General features: G+C 58.3%; 19 protein-coding genes. 8 read left to right on the forward strand and 11 right to left on the reverse strand.

Features of this window, described 5'->3' with window-relative positions:
• Positions 1 to 33 precede the first annotated feature (33 nt).
• The 10 genes from EYC79_RS07895 to EYC79_RS07940 all read right to left on the reverse strand — a co-directional run bounded on the left by EYC79_RS07895 (position 34) and on the right by EYC79_RS07940 (position 12,993).
• Positions 34 to 2,778, reverse strand: coding sequence for a LuxR C-terminal-related transcriptional regulator (locus tag EYC79_RS07895; protein ID WP_280956452.1), 2,745 nt, complete (start codon positions 2,776 to 2,778; stop codon positions 34 to 36).
• Positions 2,779 to 2,868: 90 nt separating this feature from the next.
• A complete protein-coding gene (locus tag EYC79_RS07900; RefSeq protein WP_112953751.1) occupies positions 2,869 to 3,957 on the reverse strand; it encodes a DUF917 domain-containing protein in 1,089 nt (362 codons plus the stop codon).
• Position 3,958: 1 nt separating this feature from the next.
• Entirely contained in the window at positions 3,959 to 5,047 is a 1,089-nt protein-coding gene (locus EYC79_RS07905) for a DUF917 domain-containing protein (RefSeq protein ID WP_112953749.1), read from the reverse strand.
• Between the two features lie 10 nt (positions 5,048 to 5,057).
• Positions 5,058 to 6,599 (reverse strand): hydantoinase/oxoprolinase family protein, encoded by a 1,542-nt coding sequence (locus EYC79_RS07910; RefSeq protein WP_112953747.1) that lies wholly within the window; start codon positions 6,597 to 6,599, stop codon positions 5,058 to 5,060.
• 99 nt (positions 6,600 to 6,698) lie between these two features.
• Positions 6,699 to 7,757, reverse strand: a complete 1,059-nt coding sequence (locus EYC79_RS07915; RefSeq protein ID WP_112954170.1) for an ABC transporter ATP-binding protein — start codon at positions 7,755 to 7,757, stop codon at positions 6,699 to 6,701.
• A gap of 93 nt (positions 7,758 to 7,850) precedes the next feature.
• Positions 7,851 to 8,954 (reverse strand): ABC transporter substrate-binding protein, encoded by a 1,104-nt coding sequence (locus tag EYC79_RS07920; protein WP_236769456.1) that lies wholly within the window; start codon positions 8,952 to 8,954, stop codon positions 7,851 to 7,853.
• A gap of 54 nt (positions 8,955 to 9,008) precedes the next feature.
• The gene (locus EYC79_RS07925; RefSeq protein WP_062441270.1) at positions 9,009 to 9,812 is read right to left on the reverse strand and encodes an ABC transporter permease; all 804 of its coding nucleotides are present in this window, start codon (positions 9,810 to 9,812) and stop codon (positions 9,009 to 9,011) included.
• Entirely contained in the window at positions 9,812 to 10,744 is a 933-nt protein-coding gene (locus EYC79_RS07930; RefSeq protein WP_130977596.1) for an ABC transporter permease, read from the reverse strand. Before EYC79_RS07930 ends, EYC79_RS07925 begins: the two co-directional genes overlap by 1 nt.
• 22 nt (positions 10,745 to 10,766) lie before the next feature.
• Positions 10,767 to 11,540 (reverse strand): aspartate/glutamate racemase family protein, encoded by a 774-nt coding sequence (locus tag EYC79_RS07935; protein ID WP_130977597.1) that lies wholly within the window; start codon positions 11,538 to 11,540, stop codon positions 10,767 to 10,769.
• Positions 11,541 to 12,099: 559 nt separating this feature from the next.
• The gene (locus tag EYC79_RS07940) at positions 12,100 to 12,993 is read right to left on the reverse strand and encodes a helix-turn-helix domain-containing protein (protein WP_130977598.1); all 894 of its coding nucleotides are present in this window, start codon (positions 12,991 to 12,993) and stop codon (positions 12,100 to 12,102) included.
• 194 nt (positions 12,994 to 13,187) lie between these two features.
• Between EYC79_RS07940 and EYC79_RS07945 the strand changes: the two genes are divergently transcribed.
• The 5 genes from EYC79_RS07945 to EYC79_RS07965 all read left to right on the forward strand — a co-directional run bounded on the left by EYC79_RS07945 (position 13,188) and on the right by EYC79_RS07965 (position 18,929).
• Positions 13,188 to 15,314, forward strand: a complete 2,127-nt coding sequence (locus EYC79_RS07945; RefSeq protein ID WP_130977599.1) for a molybdopterin-containing oxidoreductase family protein — start codon at positions 13,188 to 13,190, stop codon at positions 15,312 to 15,314.
• Positions 15,315 to 15,365: 51 nt separating this feature from the next.
• Positions 15,366 to 15,671: a ferredoxin family protein gene (locus tag EYC79_RS07950; RefSeq protein WP_062424398.1), complete on the forward strand. Its 306-nt coding sequence runs from the start codon at positions 15,366 to 15,368 to the stop codon at positions 15,669 to 15,671.
• Entirely contained in the window at positions 15,668 to 17,008 is a 1,341-nt protein-coding gene (locus tag EYC79_RS07955) for an FAD-dependent oxidoreductase (RefSeq protein ID WP_130977600.1), read from the forward strand. Before EYC79_RS07950 ends, EYC79_RS07955 begins: the two co-directional genes overlap by 4 nt.
• Positions 17,008 to 18,024, forward strand: a complete 1,017-nt coding sequence (moaA, locus tag EYC79_RS07960; protein ID WP_418122269.1) for a GTP 3',8-cyclase MoaA — start codon at positions 17,008 to 17,010, stop codon at positions 18,022 to 18,024. Before EYC79_RS07955 ends, moaA begins: the two co-directional genes overlap by 1 nt.
• A gap of 185 nt (positions 18,025 to 18,209) precedes the next feature.
• Positions 18,210 to 18,929, forward strand: a complete 720-nt coding sequence (locus tag EYC79_RS07965) for an SDR family NAD(P)-dependent oxidoreductase (protein ID WP_062424401.1) — start codon at positions 18,210 to 18,212, stop codon at positions 18,927 to 18,929.
• A gap of 146 nt (positions 18,930 to 19,075) precedes the next feature.
• On the opposite strand, the gene EYC79_RS07970 is transcribed toward EYC79_RS07965, so the two are convergent.
• Positions 19,076 to 20,023: a 2-hydroxyacid dehydrogenase gene (locus tag EYC79_RS07970; protein ID WP_130977602.1), complete on the reverse strand. Its 948-nt coding sequence runs from the start codon at positions 20,021 to 20,023 to the stop codon at positions 19,076 to 19,078.
• A gap of 248 nt (positions 20,024 to 20,271) precedes the next feature.
• On the opposite strand from EYC79_RS07970, the gene EYC79_RS07975 reads away from it, so the two are divergent.
• The 3 genes from EYC79_RS07975 (at position 20,272) to EYC79_RS07985 (ending at position 23,695) form a co-directional block, all read left to right on the forward strand.
• On the forward strand, positions 20,272 to 21,819 hold the full coding sequence (locus EYC79_RS07975; protein WP_130977603.1) for an ABC transporter substrate-binding protein: 1,548 nt from the start codon (positions 20,272 to 20,274) through the stop codon (positions 21,817 to 21,819).
• A 68-nt stretch (positions 21,820 to 21,887) separates the two neighbouring features.
• The gene (locus EYC79_RS07980) at positions 21,888 to 22,859 is read left to right on the forward strand and encodes an ABC transporter permease (protein WP_062424405.1); all 972 of its coding nucleotides are present in this window, start codon (positions 21,888 to 21,890) and stop codon (positions 22,857 to 22,859) included.
• Positions 22,856 to 23,695, forward strand: coding sequence for an ABC transporter permease (locus tag EYC79_RS07985; protein ID WP_062599833.1), 840 nt, complete (start codon positions 22,856 to 22,858; stop codon positions 23,693 to 23,695). Before EYC79_RS07980 ends, EYC79_RS07985 begins: the two co-directional genes overlap by 4 nt.
• The last annotated feature ends 1 nt before the right edge of the window (position 23,696 follow it).

A 23,696-nucleotide genomic window follows, 5' to 3' on the forward strand; every position in this document is an offset into this window, starting at 1 on the left:
GGTTGCGCCGGGCTGGTAAAAGTAGCTAACCACTCACTTGGGTTCTGTCAGCTTAAGGTGTTTGCTGACGGAGACCGCCATACCGCGGCGGCTGACGCCGAGTTTGGCGAAGATGTTTTTCAGATGAAACTTAACGGTCGCTTCCGAAAGTCCCAGTTCCCGGGCGATCTCCTTGTTGCTTCGTCCTTCGGATAGAAGCCGGAGGACGGTGATTTCGCGAGCGCTCAACAAGCCGGGCGCAGCCGGTGCGGCCTCCTCGTCCGGCAGATTGGGCGCGACACGGCGCGGCTTACGGTCCAGCCCGTGGCCGACAATACGGCTCATAAACTCCACCGCATTTGGGCTGAAGACCTTGAGCCCGAACCGACGGACGATGGCGCGCATGGTCGTTGCGAGATCATGGCCCTCGTCAGTGAAGAGTTGCGTCGCTTCGTGTGTGCGGGCAAGCGCGATCGCAGATTGCAGATAGGCAAAGGCCTGTTGCTGTCGGCCCGCCTTCCAGGACGCCTGGACGGCCATGATCTCTGCCAGCATGCGATGATAGGCGCGGCCCGAGGTTCGGGCGGAGATAATCAGGGCTTCAAGAAGCTCTAGAGCCTGGAGGGCCTGCCCGTGGGCAAGTGCCAGCCGCGCAGTCGCGATGTCGAAATCATAGGCTTCTCGCCAGGTCCAGTTGTCGGCGCCGCTTGTCTCCTTCAGAGATGTTGCCCTCTCCACAGCCTGGCTTGCGGACTCGATCATGCCGGCGCGAACAAGAAGATCGATCCGCATGATGGCGACCGCCGTCTTCAGCCGCGGTAGGTTGCGCTCTACTGCCACTTCCTCTGCTTTGTCCAGGGCAGCTGCTGCGGCATCGAAGCCACTGACCTGCAGACGGCTGCGGGCCAGAAGCCAGAAGAGCCGAGTGAACAGGTCCACCCAGCTTTCACCCCTGATCAAGGGCTCCATGCACTCGGTGAGACTCTGCTCTACTTGCAGTACATCACCCTGTTGATACAGCACATCGGCTATGGCGAGACGTACGATTGCTAGAAGATTTCGATCGGTCCAGTGTACCCGCTCCACGAGTTCTTCCGCCTCACGGCAGAATTGCAAAGCGGCGGAAAATTCATCTTTCAGCGTGCTAACAAGGCCGAGATGGATGAGCATGAAGACCTGCGCATAGGGTGTTTTTTCCTCGCGGTAATAACCGAGCGCCTTCAACGCGGCGCGTCGGGCCTCTTCCAGATCTCCTGTGCGTGTATAGATGATGCATAGATGATTGAAGAGCCATGCCAGCTCCCAAGTGGCATGTGGCGGCAGGGCGGCTGCAGCGCGCTCAAGCCGTCCTGCCTGATCTATCGTCATGCGGCGGTCTTCATAGACATCAATCAGGCTGTCGATATGATCGAGGACGCTTCGGTCAACGGCGGCAAGGGCTGCCGCCGACCATTCGCCGTTTTCTTTGAGACTATCTAGCCGCTCGCGTCCGGCGGTGGCATTTCCGCGTTTCGACAGCACTACCGCATAGGACACCATCAATCCGGGCGAAGCATGCAGCACATCGGGCGGGAAATTATCAATCAGATGCTCCAGCACTTGATGGCCGGCTCTGAGGAAAATATCGACGCCGCCGGCCTTACCTATGATCTCTTCTGCCATATGGAAGTCGCCGCTCTGGGCGGCATGGGACACGGCACGCTCCAGATGGGTGCGGGTGGCAAACCAAAGCGCGGCTTGGCGATGAAGCGCTTTTTTGTCGGCGTCCGAGACAAATGCGGCATCGCGCTCAAGGCAGATGCGAAGTACGGGATGAAGCGAGAGCCAGCCATTCTGCCCGTGCTCGATGACCGGATGCATGGTCTCGATCGTCGCTAGGTCTTCTTCCGACAGATCGCTGAAGCCGAGGTCGGATGCGAGATCCAGACGAAATTCCTGAAAAGGCGACAAGCTGCGCAACATCGAAAGAACGGCGGAAGAGAGCCGGTTGACGACGGTTTCACGGGCATAATCCGTGAGATCCGGGTGGGCGCCCGCAAGTAGGAGGCGACGCTCTTCCTCCGTGGGGTCGCCCGCCACGATACCTGCGGCGAGCTGTGCCAGTGCCGGCCATCCGCGGGTGATCTCCATAATGGGATCGACAAGCGCCGTCATGGCGCTGCCTGACAGAAGCCGCCGCAACTCAGATCGTCCAAACTCCATGTCCCGCGCGGTCAGTTCCGCCAACACGCCACGCGCTTTCAGCCGGGCGAGCGGCAATTGCGCGGGCGAGCAGGAGGATAAGGCAATCCGCAGGTTGTCGGGTGCAGACAGGATCAGCCGTTCCAGCAGCCGGTGGCTATCGGCGCCTTCGATATCATCGATGTTGTCGATGAAGACAACAGTCTCCCCCTCACGCCTGGCAATGCTTTCCATGGCATCGGTCAGCGCTTCCTGCTTGCCCGCTAGGGCCGCAAGCCCAAGCGATTGAAGCAGCTCACTGACGAAGCGTTCGGGTGACAAAATACCGGAAGCATTCAGCCAGGAGCAATGAGAGATTGCCGTTTCGTGCAGTCCCGGCAAGGTCAATCTTCCATCCACCAACCGCTCATAAGCTGCCTTCATCAAGGCGGTTTTGCCAAACCCGGGCGGGGCTCGCAACACGACGATCTGCCGGGCGAGGCCCGCCGCCAGTTTCGACAGAAGGTAAGGTCTTTCGATGCCGGAAAAGAGCATACGGGGCGGGCTGAAGCGCAAGCCGGCCGCCGCGAAGGTTCTGACGGTACGCAACGGCTTTTCTCGCAGAAGACGGCTCGGCATGAATTCTCTCACATCCCTGAACGACCCTCTCATGCCAGGACAAATTGCTGGAAGAGAGAGCCGTTATCAGTGCCCGACACCGATCGTTCGTCAAGAGCCAAGTGGCTGATAGGCTTGCGACAGGCCGAAGGCGCTGGGACCGAAGACCGCAAGAGCCTCCGGCGTGCGCATGATTGGCGGCACCCTGACAGCTAGCACATTGACGCGTTGACCGTAACGCAACCGCTCTGTGGTGATCGCCTCTGCGGTATCGATATCCAGAATGGTGATGAGATCGGGGACGATGGCAAGCACCCGACCGTCTTCCTCCTCGGCGACGAGATTTTCATTCTGGATGCGGATTTTGACTTTCGGCTTGGATGGGTCGAATGGTTCGATGGTTGCAATGCCGACCGACCAGCCATTCTGTTCCTTGCGTGCCACATCGGCTATCTTGCCCGCGGTGATGACCTTGGCGTAGCCATAATGGGTGCCGGAGAAATACGAAATCAGCGCTTCGACCAAATTGCGGTGCTGTGCCGCGGCTTCACGCAATGTCCGGCCTATGCCGATGGCAAGAGACATGGTGGCAGGGACGGAAACCCTTTTCGTTGTGCGGCCGTCCATGCCGTAATTGACGATATAGGCCTGGCCGCCCATGCGGATCGTCACGCCGCGCGCCAGCCATTCGGCCTTGGCCGCATCCTGCGTTTCGATCAGCACGCGGTTGCCGCGTTCATCCGCGACTGCAACCGGGCTTGCCGGCACGCCGTAGACGTTGAAAGTCTCCATTTCGAGCTGCGGAAAGGCTCGGCCCATGCCGTCGGCATCAATGACCGGGACACGTTTCTTGGCGGCAAGGATGATCGGCACCATGGAATTGATGCCGCCTGCCTCGAAGGGGATGATCGCATCAACATTGAGGCCGGTATGATCTTCATAGGACTCCAACGCCAGATTGCCCTCGTCGCCGGACGGGATTTTCTCAATGAGGATGGTGGGTGCGCCCATGGCGCCGCAGGCGACTACGGTTGCGCCATCCGGCACATCTTCGAGCGCGATCAGATCGACTGGGCCATATTTTTCGATTGCCGCCTTGGCTACAAGCTTGCCAATGTAAGGATCGCCGCCGCCGCCGGTGCCTAGCACCGCAGCACCCACGGCCAGATCGTCAATGTCCTGATCAGTGATGATTGCCATCTCAGTCAATCTCCTCGATGGAGGTAAAGGGTTCTTTCAGACCGAAGCAGGCAGGTCCGAAGACGTCTAGCGCTTCCGGCGTGCGCATAAGTTCTGGAACAGACACCGCAACCACCGTCACGCGCTGGCCATAGCGCAGGTTTTCGCTGGTGATCGGCTCTGCGGTCTCCGTATTCATGATCGAAATCAGGTCCGGCACGATGGCCCTGACCTTGCCGTCCTGCCGTGCAATGAGGTTCTCGTTCTGGATTTCGATTTCCATCTGCGAGGAAAAGGGTGTGATCCCGTCGATGAGTGCACGGCCGATGGTGAAACCTGCCTTCGTCTCGCGCATGACATCGACAATCTTGCCTTTGAAGATGACGCGGCCATAGCGATAGAGCGTCGAGGGCAGGAAACCCAGCAGCGCCTCGATGGGGTTGCGATGTTCCTCACGCGCTTTTCGCAAAACCTCACCGATACGGATCGCGAGGGTCAACGTGTTGGGGATGGCGGTGCGCTTCACCTCAGCGCCGCTCATGGCATATTCGGCAATATAGGCGCAGCCGCCCATGCGGATGGCCACGGCGCGCGACAGCCACTCCATCTGTCTGTTGTCAACCGCCTCAATCAAAGCACAATCTCCCCATTCATTGCTGACCGCCATGGGCGAGCCGGAGACGCCGTAAACGCCGAAGGTCTCCATTTCCAGAAACGGAAAGGCGCGCCCCATACCGTCAGCGTCGACGATCGGTAGGCCAAGCCTTGCGCCGACGACCAGAGGGATTGTGGAGTTGATGCCGCCGATTTCAATCGGCATGGTGTAGGCGGCCTTTCGGCCCAGGCGCTTTTCCAACCGTCTAAGCGAGGCAACCGCTTCGTCGCCCGAAGGGATTTTTTCCATAAGCACGGTTGGCGCGCCCATCATCGCCGTCGGGATGACGAGGCAATCGTTCGAAAGATCCTTAGGATCGATCAGTTCCACTTCGCAGCCTTCGTCCAGGCATTGCTGCACCATCAGACGACCAACGTAGGGATCGCCGCCACCGCCGGTGCCGAGAAATGCAGCACCCACGGCAAGATCGGCTAAATGTTCTCGTGTGAGTTTCATCACCGTCCCCTCAACCAATCACAAGATCGCCGACCGCCTTGACGCGGATGCGTGTGGCGCTGCCCGGCAGATAGGCGAGCGGCACTTCTTCGATGTCCATGATCTTGACAGAGGAAGGTGTCGCACCTGCCTTGATCGCACGTTCGGATGCTTCCGCCTTGGCACCTGCCAGAACGGCATCGCGCGAGGTTCCCTCCAGCGAGAAGATGCGGTCGACCTCGCCACCCACCTGAGCAATGGCCGCGCCGATGGCATTGGCGACGGAAGCGTTTTCAGGTCTCAGCACCTTGGAGGCGGAGGGCAGGTCGCGTGAGACCAGAATCGAACCGCCGCCGACGAGGATGACGGGAAGTGGCTCGGCGCTGGTCTTCATGCGGTCTACTGCCTCATCGACCATGCGGTGCATGGTGGCGAGCGCGGTTTCGATGGTCTTTGCCGGGATGTGCGCGACGCGGGAGCGGTCGCCAATATCTTCCAAGCCAGCGGCCACGACGATATCTGTCGTTGTCAACGTGTCTCCGCCAAAGACGAGCGCCTTGGTGGTGATCTCGTAGCCGACCGAATCCGGCCCGATGCGCTCCCCGTCGTCACGCACCAGCGAGCCGCCGCCGAGACCGATGGCAAGCACGTCCGGCATGCGGAAATTGGTGCGCACGCCGCCAATATCGACGGCAACGGCAGATTCGCGCGGAAAGCCATGGACCAGCATACCGACATCCGAGGTCGTACCACCGATATCCACCACCATGGCTTCCTTGGCACCTGCCAGCATAGCGGCGCCGCGCATGGAGTTTGTGGGGCCGGAGGCGAAGGTCAGCACCGGATAGCGCTCCACATAATCCGGCGACATCAGTGTCCCGTCATTCTGGCTGATGAAGAATGGCGCCTTTATCTCTAATTCCTTTAGCGCATCCCGGAAGGAGGAAACGACCTTCCTAGACAGTTCCGCCAGCGACGCATTCATGATCGAGGCATTCTCGCGCTCCAAAAAGCCGACGCGGCCGATTTCATGGCTGAGCGAAAGGGCAATATCCGGCACTTCATTCTTGAGGATCTCAGCGGCTCGCAGTTCCATTTCCGGCGTGACCGGTGAAAAGACCGAAGTAACGGCAGCCGTTTTCAGGCCGCGTTCGCGTACGGTGCGGGCTACCTCCATCAGGCCCTTCTCATCCAGCGGAGCGATGGTACGCCCGTCGAATTCATGGCCGCCGCGCAGCATGAAGGTGTGTCGGCCGAGCGTATCGGCCAGATCTTTCGGCCAGTCTGTCAGTGGCGGCAGGCCCTTCGTGGCCGGAAGACCGAGACGAATGGCGGCTACTTCCAGCAAGCGCTTGCGCTCGACCACAGCGTTGGTGAAATGGGTGGTGCCGATCATCACCGCCTGGATCTGCGAGACCGAAACCCCGGTCATGGACAACAGCTTCTTCAATACCGCCACGATGCCTGAGCCGACATCGGCGGTCGTCGGGCTTTTGCACGCGCCAAGCACCGCCGCGCCGTCCATAAGGGCGGCGTCCGTATTCGTCCCGCCCACGTCAATGCCTATACGCATGTCTTTCTCCTATGACTGACAAAGGAAACCCTTCGCCCGCGACGCTTCATCCGAGGGCGTGTCGTTTCGCTCGATTGTTTTGTTTGGATGCGCCGGCCGTCAGGCCACCAGCACCTCTGACCGTTCGGGATCCCAGCTCACGCCGCAGATTTGCCCAGGCGACAGTCTCGCGACATGGGACTGGTTCTGTCTTTCGGCGACCATGTCCTGTCCGCCAACCGAAAGACGGTAGCGCACAAGCGCCCCCTGGTATGTTTCCGAGACCACGGTGGCGAGTAGGCCAGTGCCCGGCTCGCCGATGATGAGGTTTTCAGGCCTCACCACCAGCTTGACGGAAGACCCACTCGCAAGGTCGCCGGCGGGAAGGCGGGTCAGCGCCGTCTCTGCGCCCAACCCGACCGCCAGGCGATCGCCGTCGCGGCCCTTCACCGTTACATCGATGACATTGGACTGGCCGATGAAGGTGGTGACGAAGAGTGTTTTCGGCCGCTCATAGATTTCCTGCGGCGTACCGACTTGCTCGACACGCGCCTCCCGCATGACCCCAATCCGGTCAGACATGGTCAGTGCCTCATCCTGATCATGTGTGACATAGACCGTGGTGATACCGAGCGTTTTTTGTAGTTCCTTGATCCAGTATTTCATTTCTTCGCGCAGCGCCTTGTCGAGCGCGGATAGCGGCTCGTCCAGAAGCAGGATTCGCGGTTGCGTTACCAGCACGCGGGCAAGCGCCACACGTTGCTGTTGCCCGCCCGACAATTGCCGCTGATAACGATCCTCGTAGCCCATGAGGCCGACCTGTCGCAGGGCGAAGGCAACGGCCGTATCGATTTCGGCGGGCGACTTTTTCCTGAGCTTCAGACCGAATGCGATATTTTCCGCGACACTCATATGAGGGAAGATCGCGTAGTTCTGGAAGACGATACCGATGTCGCGCTTTTCCGGCGGCAGGAACGTCACGTCATCCGAGCCGATCAGGATCTGGCCGGAAGTCGGCCTGATGAAGCCTGCGATCATTCGCAGCGTTGTGGATTTGCCGCAGCCAGATGGGCCAAGTAGCGAAAAGAACTCGCCCTGTTCGATATGTAGATTGATACCGGCGACCGCCACGTTATCGCCATAGGACTTGACGAGATTTTTGAGTTGAATGTCCGACATCGTATCCGATCGTCCTTCCGGTCCGCGCTTCATGCCTGTCCGTCACGTGTGGTTTTGACGGGCGGTCGTTGCGACCGCCCGCTCCGCTTGGAATCAGCCAGCGAAAATCTCGTTTACGGTCTCGACGATTTCGTCTTCGTTCTTGAGATAGGCCTTCCAGTCCGGCAGCCAGAAATTCTTAATGGCATCGGCGCTGTTGACGATACCGGCCTTGACCAGATTGTCGGGTAGCACGGCATTGGAGACGGTGGGACGCAAGTAGAATTCCTTGCCCATATTGGTCATGAAGGAAGGCTCAAGCGCCCGGTTTAACAGCGCGTAGGCAAGCTTCTTCTGGGTCGGCTCGGAGTAGCGGCTGATAGTGTATGTCTGGGTCAGGATCGGCTGAAGCTCCTTCCAGTACATGACGGCGAAGGGCGCACCCTTATCGCGCGCCTGCATTGGCTCGGCATCGCTCTGCACCGCAATCACCACTTCGCCGCGATCCATCAATGTCTGCATGTTGCCGGTGAAATCGGAGATCTTAGCGGGCATCAACTCCTTCATCGCCTCGAAGCCGGCTTTCAGGTCGTACTGATCCTTGCCGAAGAGTGAGCAGGCGACGAGGAAGAAGTCCATCTGCAGCGTGTTGGAAGTGATGTAAGTGCCTCGCTTGCCCGCAAATTCTGGCTTCCACATATCCTTGAAGCTTGTGGGCGGCGGGTTCACGAGATCGGTGCGGTAGGCGTAGACATATTGGTTGAAGGCCCAGGTGACGCCGACGCCATTGGATATGGCGAAGGGCCAGAGATTCTTACCGTTCGGAATATTGGGCAGGATTTCGTCGATGGTGTGGAAGAAATCTCCCGCATCCGCCGTCTTGAACATTTCCGGCAGATTCCAGTTGGTGATGTCGAGCGGCGGCTTCTTCGGTCCATTGGCCACGAACTTCGGAAACCACGGCCAGGTGGAATCATATTCGATCTTGCAATTGAAATCCTTGGCGAAGTCGTCCAGCAGATATTTGTGGACGAGTTCGCCCCACGGCCCGCCCCATTCGCCGACGCGTAACACTGCGCCGCCAGCATCGAAGACGGAACCGTCATACGTCACGTCCTGCGAGAAGGCGTGGTTGATGTTGAAAAGTGGCAGCGTTGCCGCGGCAGCGCCGAGTTTCAGAAGCTTGCGGCGGTTGGGATCGAAGGTCTTTACGGTCATGTCCATGTTCCCCTTGTTGTTCGAACTTATGGATACGGGTCTATCCCCGGCGGTTCAGCCGCCGAAAATACGCTTCAGATTGACGAGTTTCGAGGTCGCCACCATCGAGACGACGACGAGGATGATGGCGAAGATGCCGGCGGCGGCTGCTGTGGGCTCGAAGGCGTAGCGTAGTGCCACGTACATGGCCATCGGCAGCGTTTGCAGGTTCGGCGTCGAGAGAAATAGCGTGACCTCGAACTGGCCGAAGGAAATGATGAAGGCGAAGATCGTGCCTGCCGAAATGGCGGGCGAGATGATTTTTAGCGTCACTAGCCGAAAGGCGGTGAACGGCGAGGCACCAAGCGAGCGGGCGGCCTCTTCCAAGCTGCGGTCGAAGCCGACGAGGGCCGCTGTCACCGTGGCGATGACGAACGGGCAGGTGACGATGACGTGTCCGATGACGAGGCCTGCCATGGTCCGGGCAAGGCCGATATCGGTGGTGACATAGAAGACGTAGAGCGCAAGGCCGAGTACGACGCCGGGCAGCACGATCGGCATCATGAAGAAGGCGCGCATCGGGCCGACCACACGGCTTGACGAGCGGGTGAGAAAGAGAGCCGCCATGGTGCCGAGCACGGTGGAAATAACCGTCGAAATGCCGGCGACCATGAAGGACACGCCGTAGGCAGAGAGGAAGGTCGGCGAGGTCAGGAACGCGTAGACCCACCGCAGCGACAGTCCCTGTGGGGGGAAAGTCAGATAGTCGCCGGAATTGAGGCCGGAAAGGATGACGATGACAACGGGTGTTAGCAGGATCGTCAGCGTCAGTGCCGAGAGCAACTTGAAGACCAGCGGAATGGATGTCTCTTCGCGCATCAGCTGCGTCCTCCCGTGGTGCGCATGGCGGCGCGGTGGTAGACGGCGATCGCCATCAGGCTTGTCACGAAGAGGACAACGGCAATGGCCGCGCCGAATTGCCAGCGGCCGGTCTCTGCTACCTGCTGGTAGATGTGGATGGGCATGACCATGACCTTCCAGCCACCCATCAATGCTGGGACGACATAGGACGATATGGCGAGCGCAAAGACGAGCAGTGTTCCGGCCAGAATGCCGGGCATGGACAGTGGCAGCACGACGGAGAAAAACGCTTTGCTGCGGGAAGCGCCCAGTGACCTGGCTGCTTCCTCCAGTGATGGATGGATGGATTTGATGATGCCGATTAGCGAAAGCACCATGAAGGGCAGGGTGATCTGCACCAATCCAACGACGACGCCGAAGATATTGTACATCAGCGGCAGCGGTGCCGAAATGATGCCGAGGCGAAGCAAAGCACCGTTTATGAGACCATTGTCGCCGAGCAGCACCATGAGGCCGTAAAGTCGTATGACCATGTCGAGCTGCATCGACGACAGGACGAGGATCATCAACATCGTGTTGCGGCCGGGGTTGACCGTCTTGGCAATCACATAGGCCAGCGGATAACCGAAGACGAGGCAAACGAGCGCGACGACCGCTGAAATGCCGGCGGAGCGCAAGATCGACTCATAATAGATAGGCCGGGTGAAGATACGCACAAAGTTGTCGAAGGTGATATCGCTGGAAAGCGTGATGACGCCCGCGACCGACTTGTTGAAGGCGAGACCGAAGAGCGAAGCCGTCGGTACGACGAAGAAGACAATAAAGAAGAGTAAGGCGGGCAGGATCAGCAGCCACAGGCCATGACCGTGGATGAAGCCGCCTTTGCGGATGCGGGGCGCGGACGCATCGCCGTCTTTTCTGGATACCGCTGTGAGTGCCGTTGATGCCATTTGCCCGGGTCCCACTTATGTCTCATTGCGCCGCCTGCGGCAGCATCGCTGCGCGCAGTGCGTCGTAACCCAGCAACTGTTTTTCAGGCGGTGCGGGATAGGTCATCCGACTTTGGGTCAATCCGGCCCGAACGATACCTGCGGCCACGGAGATGGCCGTCGGGATCGGGTCGATGACGGACACGTCGATACCTTCTGCCAGCAATCCTTCGCGCAGGCCTGCCGCACAGCCCATCAGCCCGGTGCAGCCGAAAATCAGGGCTTCTGCACCGTCTTCCTCGACGGCTCTTCTGCCTTCCTCCACCAACCGCTTGGCGGTGGCGGCAAGATCTGCCTCTAGCTCGAGGACCGGAATATCGACGCTGCGGACGGAGGCAAGCTTGCTGGAAAGCCCGCAAAGGGCAGCGGTGTTTTCAAAGGACGGGATAAGCCGGCGCATGACGGTAATTACGGAGAACTTGTGTCCCAGCATCGAGGCAACATGCATGCCGGTCTGACAGGGGCCGGCGACCAGCATGCCCGATAACTCACGCGCTGCACGTAGACCGGGGTCACCCATGCAGTCGATGATCACGGCATCTACACCTTCGCGCTCGGCGCGCAAGATTTCGACGAGAGTGCCTGGAACAGACATTGCCGCTTCGAACTCGCTTTCGATCGAACCCGGCCCTGTCGCGATTTCTGCATGAGAAATGCTAATCCCCGGATATTCTATCGCTTTTAGGTCTTCAAGCTTGCGAAAGCCGCGTGTGACGAGCGGCGATACGATCCGAACATGGACTACATTGTCACGCATTCTCGATACCTTATCCGATCACTAAGACGTGCTAGCTGGGTCGAAGCCCTGAGTCGCAACAGTTGTGGTCTCCTCCGCTGTCGGGGGAACCGTTTTGCTCGCTTCCACGCTTACGGTGCATCGGCTTTGCTCTGGACGAAAGGGCTGTGGCGAATAGGAGGCTCGATTTTTCGGATGGGTAGGAGGGGTGGTTACGATCTACAAAACCTATCCTTTTGGACAGGTGAGTTTGCGTGTAATTAATGCATTTTATATTTTTGCTTAAAAAATATGCGAATAGTTCGGGCTCTGATACTTTTCTGAACGTGTGAAAGTTGCTTGTTACGTGTGGACAGGGGAGGTGGGGGTTGCTGTCTACAGGCGTCGTCTTTTTGCTACAGCCGCGCGCTTGTTTCAGTCGCTAAAGCGGCGCACGATAGATTAGAGGAGGAGCTTTGAAGAGGTTGGGCGGGCGTTAAATCCTAGCGTGACCACTTTATACTTGAAGTGTTTTCGACGGGGGCCGAGACCACACAGATTGTCGCCTTTTGCGACCTCAGCGCATTCTCCGGGAGCTGTGTCACTCTAGGTGCGCTATGCCGCGAAACGCATTTGGCGTTATCCCAGTGGTTTTCTTGAAGGCGCGCGTAAAGTTGGCGTGGGACGAAAATCCAGCGGCCAACGCGACGGCTTCAATGGTCCAGTTCTCGTCGGAGAGCCTTTGCTTGGCGAGCGCCATTCGCCTGTCGTTGACGAAGGCATGCGGGCTCTTTCCGGTTGCCAGCTTGAATGCCCTGGTAAAATGCCCGACACTCATGCACGCGACCGAAGCAAGATCGGTGACCGTCAGATCATCGTCTAAATGAAAATCGACATATTCTTCCACGCGCATAAGCCTCTTCGCATCGAGTGGCTTTTCCGCCCTCACAGTCAGCGCGCGGCTTATCGAGCGACCGGAGTAGGACCTAATGAGATGGGCCGAAAGAGACATTGCGAGGGTTTCGATAAAAAGCCGCCCGCCGGCGCTTTCGCAGGACATTTCCTGTAAAATCTGGACAGCCGCAAAATCGATGAACGGATCCTCGTCGATCGCTTCGTACCGAAGTTCGATGCGCGCCGGATCGAGGTCGTATTCCCTCAGCATAGTCTCGGAGAAAGGCTGTCCCGGCAGGAAGATGTGAAGACAGTCGTCCATTTGCTCGGATACGGAGATGAACTCTTCCTCAACGCCGGCGGGACAGAGCCAGATTGTACCCCGTTTAGCCACTGTGTGCTGACGCATGCCGCCTCCGCGCCGGTCCACCACGGATCTCCCGCGTAGAAGCACCGCGATCTCGGTGTCGCGCGGGACGAGGGAGGGAAGCTCTCCGGCATCATGACGCCATCGTTCCGCAAGCAGGTTTTCCCAACCATTGGCGTTCGATGTCTGAACCATGGTTCCGGTGACGTATTTATCGACGGAATGACCCAGCAAGTGTCTTCTCCGCGCCTTGTGGTTTTGCCAATATCAATAGAAGCAAGATTGAGGCCACTTGCAGCACGACGGTGATTTTCGCAGAAACTGAATAGCCAATCGCAGAAGCGGATAAAGGCAAGCCGACGAAACGCTGCCAGACTGCCCAGAATTGAAGCGCTGCCTATCGAAGGCGCAATGACTGGGAGTTGAACATGTCACGCACCACTGTCGTCGGAGCCTGCCCGCATGACTGTCCAGATACCTGCTCCATCCTGACCACTGTCGAGGACGGCAAGGCGATCGCAGTTCGCGGTAATCCAGACCATCCCTTCACGCGCGGGCGTCTCTGCGTAAAGGTCAATAACTATCAGGATCGCGTTTACAGCGACAAGCGCGTGCTCTACCCCATGCGGCGCTCCGGCCCGAAAGGCAGCGGCCAGTTCACCCGGATCACCTGGGATGAGGCGCTGGCGGAGATCGCTGCGAAGTTCAAGGACATCATCGCGACCGATGGCGCCCAGGCAATACTTCCTTATAGCTATCTCGGAACGCAGGGCATCATCAACGGTCTGAATGTCGGAGATCCCCTGTTCAACAAGCTCGGCGCAACGGTCAGCGAGCGCACCTTCTGCGATTCCGGCTCCTGCACGGCCTATATGATGACCATCGGCCACACGCCCGGGGTTGATCCGGAGGCCTTTATCCATTCGAAATACATCATCCTCTGGGCTTGCAATACGCTCAGCACAAACTCGCATCACTGGCCCTTCATCGAGCAGGCAAAGAAGAACGGCGCGAAGCTGGTGGTGATCGACCCCGTGCGCACCCGGACAGCACGCTTGGCTGATTGGCATATTCCAATCCGGCCGGGAACGGATGGCGCGCTGGCGATGGCAATGATGCATATCATCATCAAGGAAGGACTGATCGACCGCGACTATATCGATGCGCACACGGTGGGCTTTGCCGAACTCGCCGAGCGTGTGGAGCAATATACGCCGGAATTCGCCTCTGCCGAAACCGGCATCCCGCTGGAAGATATTTATCAGCTGACGCGGGAATATGCCTCGACCCCGCCTGCCGTCATCCGCATTGGCGTTGCGGTGGAGCGCCATGCCGGCGGCGGCCAAACGGTACGCTCCATTGCCTGTCTGCCAGCTCTGGTCGGTGCCTGGAAACATGTCGGGGGTGGGCTTCTGCAATTGCCGATCTGGGCATTCCCCGTCAACTGGGGTGGATTGATGCGCCCAGACCTTCAGCCGGAAAAAATGCGCGTGATCAATTCCTGGCAGCTTGGCCCGGCGTTGATTGGCGAGCTCCCGCTCGATCCACCTATCCGCTCGCTCTTCGTATACAATGCCAACCCTATGTCGATGGTGAGCCAGCAGGGCAAGCTCGAAGCTGGTCTCGCGCGTGACGATCTCTTCACTGTCGTCAGCGAGCACTTCATGACCGATACCGCCCGCTACGCGGATATTCTTCTGCCGGCTACGACCCAACTCGAGCAGAAGGACATTATGTTTTCCTGGGGCCATCTCTATCTGTCTTACAACAATCCGGCGATTGAGCCGCTGGGTGAAGCCGTGCCGAACACCGAGCTATTCCGGCGTGTTGCCGGAGCGCTCGGGATCGACGACCCATTCTTCCATCGCTCGGATGACGAAATGATCGCGCAGTCCATGGACTGGACGAGCCCTGTGATGGAAGGCATCGACCTGGAGACGCTGAAAGACAAGGGCTACCTCCGGCTGAACATGCCCGCTGCAGGTGAATGGGCGCCACACCGAGACGGCAACTTTCCGACGCCGACAGGAAAATGCGAGTTCAAATCGACGCTTGCCGAGACCGGCAACTTCGTCGCCCCGCTCTTCCGCCAGGGTTATAATGGCGACCAGTCGGGAGAGCCTGTCGATCCGCTGCCGCACTATATCGCGCCGAACGAGAGCCCTGCCAGTGCCCCGGCACTTGCTGGTAAATATCCATTGAGTCTCATTTCCCCAAAGAGCCATGCCTTTCTCAACTCGAACTACGGCAACCTGCCTGCACAGCTAGCTCAGGCCGGTGAAGAACAAGCCGTTATCCTCCATCCGAGCGACGCCGATCTTCGCGGCATCACCGCCGGTACGCCTATCCGCGTCTTCAATGATCGCGGCGTCTTCGAGGCTTTTGCGACGGTTTCGCAAGATGTGATGCCCGGTGTGGTGGTCGCACCTGCCGGTTACTGGCAGCGCTCGAACCGCCGCGGGCCGACCGTCCACGCGCTGACGCCGCCGGCATTCGCCGATCTCGGACGCGCCCCGACCTTCTCGGATGTGTTGGTCGAGGTCGCTCCAACGTGACAGCCCCTATCGGTTTCGCACCAATTGGATTTTTGAAAGGGCATAATAGACATGACCTATGTCGTGACTGATCAATGCACGGGATGTCGCTACACGGAATGCGTGACCGTGTGTCCCGTCGAATGCTTTCATCTCGATGATGAAATGACCTATATCGATCCCGAAAATTGCATCGACTGCGGCGGCTGCGTGCCAGCCTGTCCAGTCGGCGCGATCCAGGCGTCCTATTTGCTTGCGCCCGAACAGCAGAAGTGGATCGAGATCAATCGTCGTCGGGCGGCGGAAACGCCTGTGATTACCAGCCGTCTCGCACCGCTTCCCGGTGCCGACGAGCGAAAAAAGGCGCTCGGCCTATGACGACGCCGCAGTATCGCGTTGCCATTGTTGGGGCCGGACCGAGCGGTTTCTACGCTGCGGAAGCCCTTTTGCGCGCGCAGAAGGATGTTGCCGTCGATCTGTTCGAGCGGCTGCCGGTCCCCTACGGCCTGGTGCGCTTCGGCGTTGCCCCCGATCATCCGAAGCTCAAGCAAGTCACAGCCGTTTTCGACCGGATCGCTGCCATGCCCGGCTTTCGCTTCGTCGGCGGTGTCGATGTGGGGACGGATATTAGCATCGCGGCTCTGCGGCGTGCCTATCATGCCGTTGTCCTTGCGACAGGCGCGTCGCTCGGTCGGGAGATCGGCCTGCCGGGCGAGAAACTGGCTGGTAACCGACAGGCAAGTGACTTTGTCGGCTGGTACAACGGCCATCCCGACCATCGTGACCTTGCTTTCGATTTCTCAGGTGAACGGGCTGTGGTCATCGGACATGGCAATGTCGCGCTGGACGTGGCGCGCATTCTCCTTAAGACGCCGGATGAATTGCGCCGGACGGATATCGCCGCGCATGCGCTGGAGGCACTTGCCGAAAGCCGGGTTCGCGACGTGCATCTCATCGGGCGGCGCGGCCCAAGCGAAACTCGATTTTCGGCTAAGGAGCTGGGCGAGTTCGATACTTTGACGGCCTGTGATCCGGGAATTGATCCAGCCGATCTGCGGGCGGATGCCTTCTCGCATGGCGATGGCTTCGACATAGAGCGAAAAGCCTCGTTGGACCTCCTTGAGCGCTTTTCCCGCCGTGTCGCGACCAAGGAACGACGATGCCTCTTCCGCTTCCACCTCGAACCCGTCTGCTTTGAAGGCGGTGAAGGGGTCCAAAGCGCCGTCTTCAGGCGCAACTGTGTGGAAGGAGCGGCGGACGAATGCATTAGGATCGACACGAAGCTCGTGTTTCTCAGCGTCGGCCGCCGAACGTCACCGATCGAAGGTATCGCCTACGATGGATCGCGCGGCGTTCACGCTAACCGAGGCGGTCGGCTGATGGTCCACGATCGGATCGATCACGGGCTCTATACGTGTGGTTGGAGCAAGCGTGGCCCACAGGGAACTATTGGCACCAACCGCGCGTGCGCGCTCGATACCGTGGAGAAGATTCTTGTTGATCTCGATAGCCTGCCGTCGCCGGAACCAGGCGCCATTGACAGGCTCGTCTCTTCCATTGGCAGACGGCACGGAGTGCCCCTCGATTTCGATGCCTGGCGGATTATTGATAGCGCAGAGGTAGCGCGCGGCTGTGTTAACGGCAAGCCACGCGAGAAGTTTGTGTCGGTGGACGACATGGTCGCTACAGCGCGAGAAAGGGGGATCGCATGCTGATGGAAACCTCTCAGGCCTCTGCTCGTCCTCTCGTGGACACCTTTGGCCGCAGCGTCAGCTATTTGCGTCTGTCTGTGACCGACCGTTGCGATCTGCGCTGCGTCTATTGCATGCCGGAGCGAATGATCTTCATGCAAAGGCAACACCTTCTGTCCTTGGAAGAACTGGAGCGGGTCGCGCGCGCCTTTATCCAACTTGGCGTGACCAAGATCCGCATCACCGGCGGAGAACCATTGGTGCGCAAAAATGTCATGACCTTGTTTAACAACCTCTCGCCGTCTCTGCGGGACGGCTCCTTGAAAGAACTGACGCTCACCACCAACGCTACACGTCTTGCAGATCATGCAGCGGGGCTGGCAGAGGCCGGCGTGAGGCGTGTCAACGTGTCCCTCGACACGCTCGATCCTCAGCGCTTCACCGAACTCACACGCGGTGGTTCACTGACAACAGTTCTTAAGGGGATCGAGGCCGCACGGCTTGTGGGACTCGCCATCAAGATCAACACGGTTGCGTTGAAGGGTGTAACGGAAAAAGAGGTAGATCAACTCATCCGTTTCGCCCACGGAGATGGTATGGACTTGACGCTCATCGAAACGATGCCTCTGGGGGAAACCGGCGAGGATCGGCTGGCTCAGTATCTACCGCTAGACAGCTTGCGCCGCCAGATAGAAGAGCGTTGGACGCTCAATCCCGTTGCTCTACGCACAGGCGGCCCGGCACGCTATGCTCGCATCGAAGAAACCGGTGGTTTGGTTGGCTTCATCACGCCGCTCACCCACAATTTCTGTGAAGGTTGCAACCGCGTTCGGGTCACTGCCGCAGGCTTGCTGCATACCTGTCTTGGGCAAGAGGATGCCGCCGACTTGAAAGACGTCATGCGCGCTTCACAGGACGACAGAATGTTGGTGGATGGCATCCGCGCCGCGATCCAAAGCAAACCAAGAGGCCATGACTTCGTTCTGGACCGAATGTCGGCGCCCACAATCGCTCGTCATATGTCGAACACGGGCGGCTGACGACTGACAAGATTGGCTCGACGGCCCGGCTTGCCTGTCGCCGGCCGCAGGCTTCCACGACTGGCTAACGTCGCTTGGCCCCAAATCGCTTGCAAACCTCTTGGTAGACGTTAACCTAGCGATATATCGCGCGTGCCATATGCGGCGAAATGATTGGAGTTCCGCCCTTGGTAGACTTACCCTATATGCTTTTGACGGGTGCTAGTCGTGGGATCGGGCACGCTACGGTCAAGCTGTTCTTGCAGCACGGCTGGCGCGTATTGACGGTGTCGCGGCAGCCATTTTCGGAGGAGTGCCGCTGGCCATCGGCTCGCGAAAGCCATATTCAGGCCGATCTCGCCGATCTTTCCGGTATTGACGAATTGGTCCAAATGGTGCGCAGCCGTCTTCCTGATGGCAAGCTGGCGGCGCTGGTAAACAATGCAGGTATCTCGCCGAAGGGGCCTGAAGGCAGCCGCCTTGGGGTGGCCGAAACCGATGCGGCGACCTGGACAAAAATTCTGAATGTCAACCTGGTTTCCACCGCTCTCCTCGCTCGCGCGCTACTGCCTGAACTCCAGGCCGCGCGGGGTTCCATCGTCAATGTGACATCGATTGCGGGCTCTCGCGTCCATCCCTTCGCCGGGGTTGCCTATGCCGCGTCCAAGGCCGGACTGGCCGCGCTTACCCGTGAACTTGCGCACGAATTCGGGCCCCGCGGTGTTCGAGCCAATGCGATTGCTCCGGGCGAGATTGCCACCTCAATTCTGTCTCCCGGCACAGATGAGCTCGTTGAGGCCGAGGTGCCATTGGGGCGGCTCGGGACGACGGACGAAGTTGCCAGGACCATCTACTTTCTCTGCACTGAACAGTCATCCTACATCAATGGCGCAGAAATCCACATCAACGGCGGACAGCATGTCTGATGTGACGAAACGTTCTGGCCATGGGAGTGTCGCTGTTCGCCTCCTCGGCAATTTCGGCAACAGCCAGCACTGAGGCGCCGTGCGTCATTCTACACGCATAAGCGCTCTCTCTTTTCAGAGTCTATGCATCGGCTGAGGCGTGCCTTTTAGTATCCGCTGTCTCGATTACCTTCATTGAGTGGCGGCATTCCCGCCAACACGCGTGTCGCATTCTCGAAGATCTGCGCGACGACATCTTTGGGATCTGGCATGGACGCGATGTGAGGCGTTGTGAAGATCTTTGGATGGTCCCACAGGGGGCTCTCCTCGGGCAGCGGTTCTTTCGCGAAAACGTCTAGTACAGCTCCGCGAAGGTGGCCGCTATCGATTGCTTCGATCAGATCAGCTTCGACCAGGTGCTCGCCGCGGCCCATGTTGATGATTGCAGCACCTTTCGGGAGATGGGCGAACAGGTTGGCATTCATAATTCCGCGCGTGGCGCCGGTGAGGGGAAGGAGGCAGATCACCGCGTTGCAACCGGAGAGAAACACCGGCAGTTGCTCGTCGCCGTAATAGGTGATGATGCCCGCTTCTTCCTTGGGTGAGCGTGCCCATGCGCGGACATCGTAGTTGAGGGCAAGAAGGCTGCGTCCGACAGTCCGCCCGATCGCACCAAATCCTAGTATGCCAACCGAGTAATCGCGTGCGGGGATCTGCGAAGGGCGTTCCCAGCATTTCAGTGTGGCATTTTGCAAATGTCGGTCCATCTCGCGATGAAACAACAGGACCGACCAAACGGCATATTCTGCCATGCCAAGTGCATGCCGGTCGTCCACGACACGGCAAACGGGGAGAGAAGGGAGGCTTGGATCGGCGAAAATGTTGTCCAGGCCGGCAGCGATGCTATGGACCAATCTAAGGTTGGGCATAGTGGAAAGAAGCCCGTGCGGCGGATTCCAGGCGACCGCAACGTCGGCGGTCTCAAATCCGGCCTCTGGATAAATGCTGAGTCTCGCGCCCAGCCCGGACGCTTTGAAGGCGTCTTTCAGAAAGCTGAGGTCGAGAGTGCTACTGATTAGAGCTATGTGCGGCTTGTGATTTCGTGCCTCATTCATCGTCTCAATCCTGTCCAAGCCCGTTCCGGGGTAGCGCGTTTTTGCACACAGCCGCAAATGCGTGCCATCCGCTTAATTTTTAATCCACATTTTAGTGAGTTCAACTTTTATGCAAAAATGGCGCGGTCTTGCTTGACACCTCGCGCTCAAGGGAGTCAAGATGATGTACCAATATATTGGTATATTGTTACTGCGATGAGATCGCAAAGTGACGTCTGCAAGAAACGAAAATCCATAAGGGGAACTTCATGCGACGACTGATTTCTGCATCCCTAGCCATTTTCATGATGACAACCGCTGCATCAGCGCAGGCTGTTCCAGGGGGTAAACTGAACCTGATCGTTCAGCCCGAACCGCCAAGCGTTATGATCGGCACCACAACAAATGGGCCGGCCCTACTGGTCGGTGGCAATATCTACGAAAGCTTGCTCCGCTACGATGAAAACCTCAAGCCCGAGCCATCGCTCGCCAAATCCTGGACCATTTCCGATGATGGCCTGACCTATACGTTTACGTTGCAGGATGGCGTAAAATGGCACGACGGCAAGCCGATGACATCGGCTGACGTTCTGTTCTCCGCCAACGACTATCTTATGAAGATGCAGCCGCGTCACCGCAACTTGATGACCCATGTGGAAAGCGTGACCGCGCCGGACGAAAAGACCGTCGTGTTCAAGCTGAAGCAACCTTTCGAAGCCTTTATCCGCGGTTTGGCCTTCTACACGATGCCGATCGTGCCCAAGCACATTTATGAAGGTACCGACTACGCGACGAACCCAGCCAACGACAAGCCGATCGGAACGGGCCCTTTCAAGTTCGACGAATGGAAGCGTGGGAGCTACATCCATCTCGTCAAGAACAATGACTATTACATCAAGGGCAAGCCTTACCTCGATGAGCTGTACTATCAGGTCATTCCAGACGGTGCGTCGCGGTCCGTTGCATTCGAGACAGGCAAAGTCGATGTCTTACCGGGCGGATCGGTTGAGAATTTCGACATTCCCAGACTGAAGGATTTGCCCAACAGCTGCATAACGGAAAAAGGCTGGGAGTACTTCGCTCCGCTATCGTGGCTATGGTTGAACAACCGCAAGGCACCGATGGATAATGTGAAATTCCGCCAGGCAGTTATGTACGCGCTCGATCGCGAGTTTGCCAAAGACGTTTTGTGGAACGGCTATGGAAAGGTTGCAACCGGTCCACTGTCGTCAAAACTGCCCTTCTACAAGGATGTTGAACCGCATTATCCACACGACGTCGATAAGGCCAAAGCACTGCTTAAGGAGGCCGGCTATGAAGGCAAGCCTCTGAAGCTTCTCCCGCTCCCATACGGTGAAACATGGCAGCGCTGGGCAGAAGCGGTGAAGCAGAATCTTGAGGAAGTCGGTATTCCAATCGAGATCGAAGCGACGGACGTTGCGGGGTGGAATCAGCGCACGTCGAACTGGGATTACGACATCGCCTTCACATATCTTTACCAGAATGGCGATCCAGCCATAGGCGTGGATCGCAACTACAAGACCTCTCAGATCGCAAAGGGCAATCCGTTCAACAATGTCGAGGGCTATTCCAATCCGGAACTCGACAAGCTGTTCGAGCAGGCAGCCGTGGCCTATCCAGCCTCCAAGCGTCAGGAACTCTACGATCAAGTTCAGATGAAGCTTCAGGAAGACGTGCCGGTCGCCTGGCTGCTCGAGCTCGGTTTCCCGACGATCTATAACTGCAAGGTTCAAGACATCGTCACGACGGCGTCAGGCCTTCCGGAATCCATGCGCGACGCCTGGATCAAGAAGTAAGTCGATATTTGGCGGAGATCAGTCTCCGCCAATCATTCAGACCGAAAACCCTAGTCGGAGCCACGCTCATGCTCAGATTCATCTCGGGGCGCCTGTTAAAGGCAGCCGTGATCTTGATCTGTATCACCGTGCTCAACTTCTTTCTCATTCATGCTGCGCCGGGAGACCCGGCTTCGGTGATGGCGGGAGAAGCAGGTGATGCCGATCCCGCCTTCCTTCAACAGCTCCGAGAACGGTTTGGTCTCGATCAGCCACTTTATGTGCAGCTTTGGATCTATGTATCTTCGGTCCTTCGGCTTGATCTCGGTTACTCCTACCGTCAGCAGCTACCGGTGCTTCAGCTCATTAGCGAACGTTTGCCTGCCACGTTGCTTCTCTCACTCTCCGCTTTTGTGATCTCGCTCGGTCTCGGTGTTGCGGCTGGCGCTTTTGCTTCTGCCCGGCAAGGAAAGTGGGCCGACACGATCATCTCGCTGGTGGCGCTGATCTTCTACGCGACACCGCTGTTCTGGCTGGCGCTGATGGGCGTCTTACTGTTCTCCGTCGAACTCGGCTGGCTACCCGGCTTCGGTTACGAAACGGTCGGGGCCAACTACACTGGCGTTGCCCGTATGCTGGACATATTGCGGCACCTTATTTTACCCGCCATGACGCTCGGCCTGTTTTTCATGGCCGTCTATGCCCGCATGACCCGCGCCTCGATGTTGGAGGTTGGCAGGCTCGATTTCGTCAAGACTGCGAAGGCCAAGGGTCTGCGTCCAGGCATCATCCAGCGCCGCCATGTGCTGCGCAACGCTCTCTTGCCGGTCGTAACCCTTGCCGGTTTGCAGGCAGGTCAGTTGGTCGGTGGAGCCGTGCTGATCGAGACTGTCTTCGCGTGGCCGGGCATCGGCCGGCTGATGTTCGATGCATTGTCGCAACGAGACTATAATCTTTTGCTTGGTGTGTTTGTCGTCTCCGCCGCGATGGTCCTGCTCTTCAACCTCATCACCGACGTGCTTTACCGCCTCGTCGATCCGCGCATCAAGGTGGCGTCATGAAGGATTTCTGGAAACGCTTTTCGCAGAATCGCGGTGCTGTCGTCGGCCTCGTTATTTTGCTCCTGGTCGTCATTGTATCGATCGTTGCTCCCTTCCTTTACACCAAATCCCCCTGGGCAATGGTCCAGCGGCCGTTCATTCCGCCTTTCACCATGGATGCCTTCTTTCTCGGTACGGATCCGATGGGGCGTGATCTCGCTGCAGGTCTCGCTTACGGTGCCAGGGTGTCGCTTCTCGTTGGTCTTGTCTCGACCGTGGTCTCTCTGCTGATCGGTATTCCGATCGGTGCGATCGCCGGTTACTTCGGCGGTTGGGTCGATGATGTGCTGATGAGGTTCACCGAGTTCTTCCAAAGCGTTCCAAGCTTTGCGCTTGCAGTGGTGCTGGTGGCCATTTTTCAGCCGAGCATCTATTCGATCGTGATCTCGATCGCCATCGTCTCCTGGCCTCCTGTCGCCCGCCTTCTGCGCGGCGAGGTGATGTCGCTCCGGTCGCGTGAATTTGTCGAGGCAGCTGTGCTTTCCGGCCAAAGGCACTCCACGATTATCTGGCGGCAAATCCTGCCGAATACACTTTCACCGATCATCGTGCTTGCCTCGATGATGGTGGCTGCGGCGATCCTGATCGAAAGTTCGCTTTCGTTTCTCGGATTGGGCGATCGTAACATCATGTCATGGGGTTACATCATCGGCGCCGGTCGCACCGTGATCCGTCAGGCTTGGTGGGTGAGCTTTTTCCCCGGCCTTGCTATCCTGTTGACTGTGCTGGCGCTGAACCTGGTCGGGGAGGGGCTGAACGATGCCCTCAACCCTCGCCTTGCGCGAAAGGGGAAGTAAA

The organism is Agrobacterium cavarae (genome assembly GCF_004310285.1).
Lineage (GTDB): Bacteria > Pseudomonadota > Alphaproteobacteria > Rhizobiales > Rhizobiaceae > Agrobacterium > Agrobacterium cavarae.

Excerpts from the sequence above, each read along its gene's own strand:
- EYC79_RS07945 (WP_130977599.1), top strand. The coding sequence starts at position 13,188 with ATGTCACGCACCACTGTCGTCGGAGCCTGCCCGCATGACTGTCCAGAT.
- EYC79_RS07955 (WP_130977600.1), top strand. The coding sequence starts at position 15,668 with ATGACGACGCCGCAGTATCGCGTTGCCATTGTTGGGGCCGGACCGAGC.
- EYC79_RS07895 (WP_280956452.1), bottom strand. The coding sequence starts at position 2,778 with ATGCCGAGCCGTCTTCTGCGAGAAAAGCCGTTGCGTACCGTCAGAACC.
- EYC79_RS07915 (WP_112954170.1), bottom strand. The coding sequence starts at position 7,757 with ATGTCGGACATTCAACTCAAAAATCTCGTCAAGTCCTATGGCGATAAC.
- EYC79_RS07970 (WP_130977602.1), bottom strand. The coding sequence starts at position 20,023 with ATGAATGAGGCACGAAATCACAAGCCGCACATAGCTCTAATCAGTAGC.
- EYC79_RS07925 (WP_062441270.1), bottom strand. The coding sequence starts at position 9,812 with ATGCGCGAAGAGACATCCATTCCGCTGGTCTTCAAGTTGCTCTCGGCA.
- EYC79_RS07930 (WP_130977596.1), bottom strand. The coding sequence starts at position 10,744 with ATGGCATCAACGGCACTCACAGCGGTATCCAGAAAAGACGGCGATGCG.
- EYC79_RS07910 (WP_112953747.1), bottom strand. The coding sequence starts at position 6,599 with ATGCGTATAGGCATTGACGTGGGCGGGACGAATACGGACGCCGCCCTT.
- EYC79_RS07980 (WP_062424405.1), top strand. The coding sequence starts at position 21,888 with ATGCTCAGATTCATCTCGGGGCGCCTGTTAAAGGCAGCCGTGATCTTG.
- EYC79_RS07920 (WP_236769456.1), bottom strand. The coding sequence starts at position 8,954 with ATGACCGTAAAGACCTTCGATCCCAACCGCCGCAAGCTTCTGAAACTC.
- EYC79_RS07950 (WP_062424398.1), top strand. The coding sequence starts at position 15,366 with ATGACCTATGTCGTGACTGATCAATGCACGGGATGTCGCTACACGGAA.
- EYC79_RS07965 (WP_062424401.1), top strand. The coding sequence starts at position 18,210 with ATGCTTTTGACGGGTGCTAGTCGTGGGATCGGGCACGCTACGGTCAAG.
- EYC79_RS07900 (WP_112953751.1), bottom strand. The coding sequence starts at position 3,957 with ATGGCAATCATCACTGATCAGGACATTGACGATCTGGCCGTGGGTGCT.
- EYC79_RS07985 (WP_062599833.1), top strand. The coding sequence starts at position 22,856 with ATGAAGGATTTCTGGAAACGCTTTTCGCAGAATCGCGGTGCTGTCGTC.
- moaA (WP_418122269.1), top strand. The coding sequence starts at position 17,008 with ATGGAAACCTCTCAGGCCTCTGCTCGTCCTCTCGTGGACACCTTTGGC.
- EYC79_RS07935 (WP_130977597.1), bottom strand. The coding sequence starts at position 11,540 with ATGCGTGACAATGTAGTCCATGTTCGGATCGTATCGCCGCTCGTCACA.
- EYC79_RS07975 (WP_130977603.1), top strand. The coding sequence starts at position 20,272 with ATGCGACGACTGATTTCTGCATCCCTAGCCATTTTCATGATGACAACC.
- EYC79_RS07905 (WP_112953749.1), bottom strand. The coding sequence starts at position 5,047 with ATGAAACTCACACGAGAACATTTAGCCGATCTTGCCGTGGGTGCTGCA.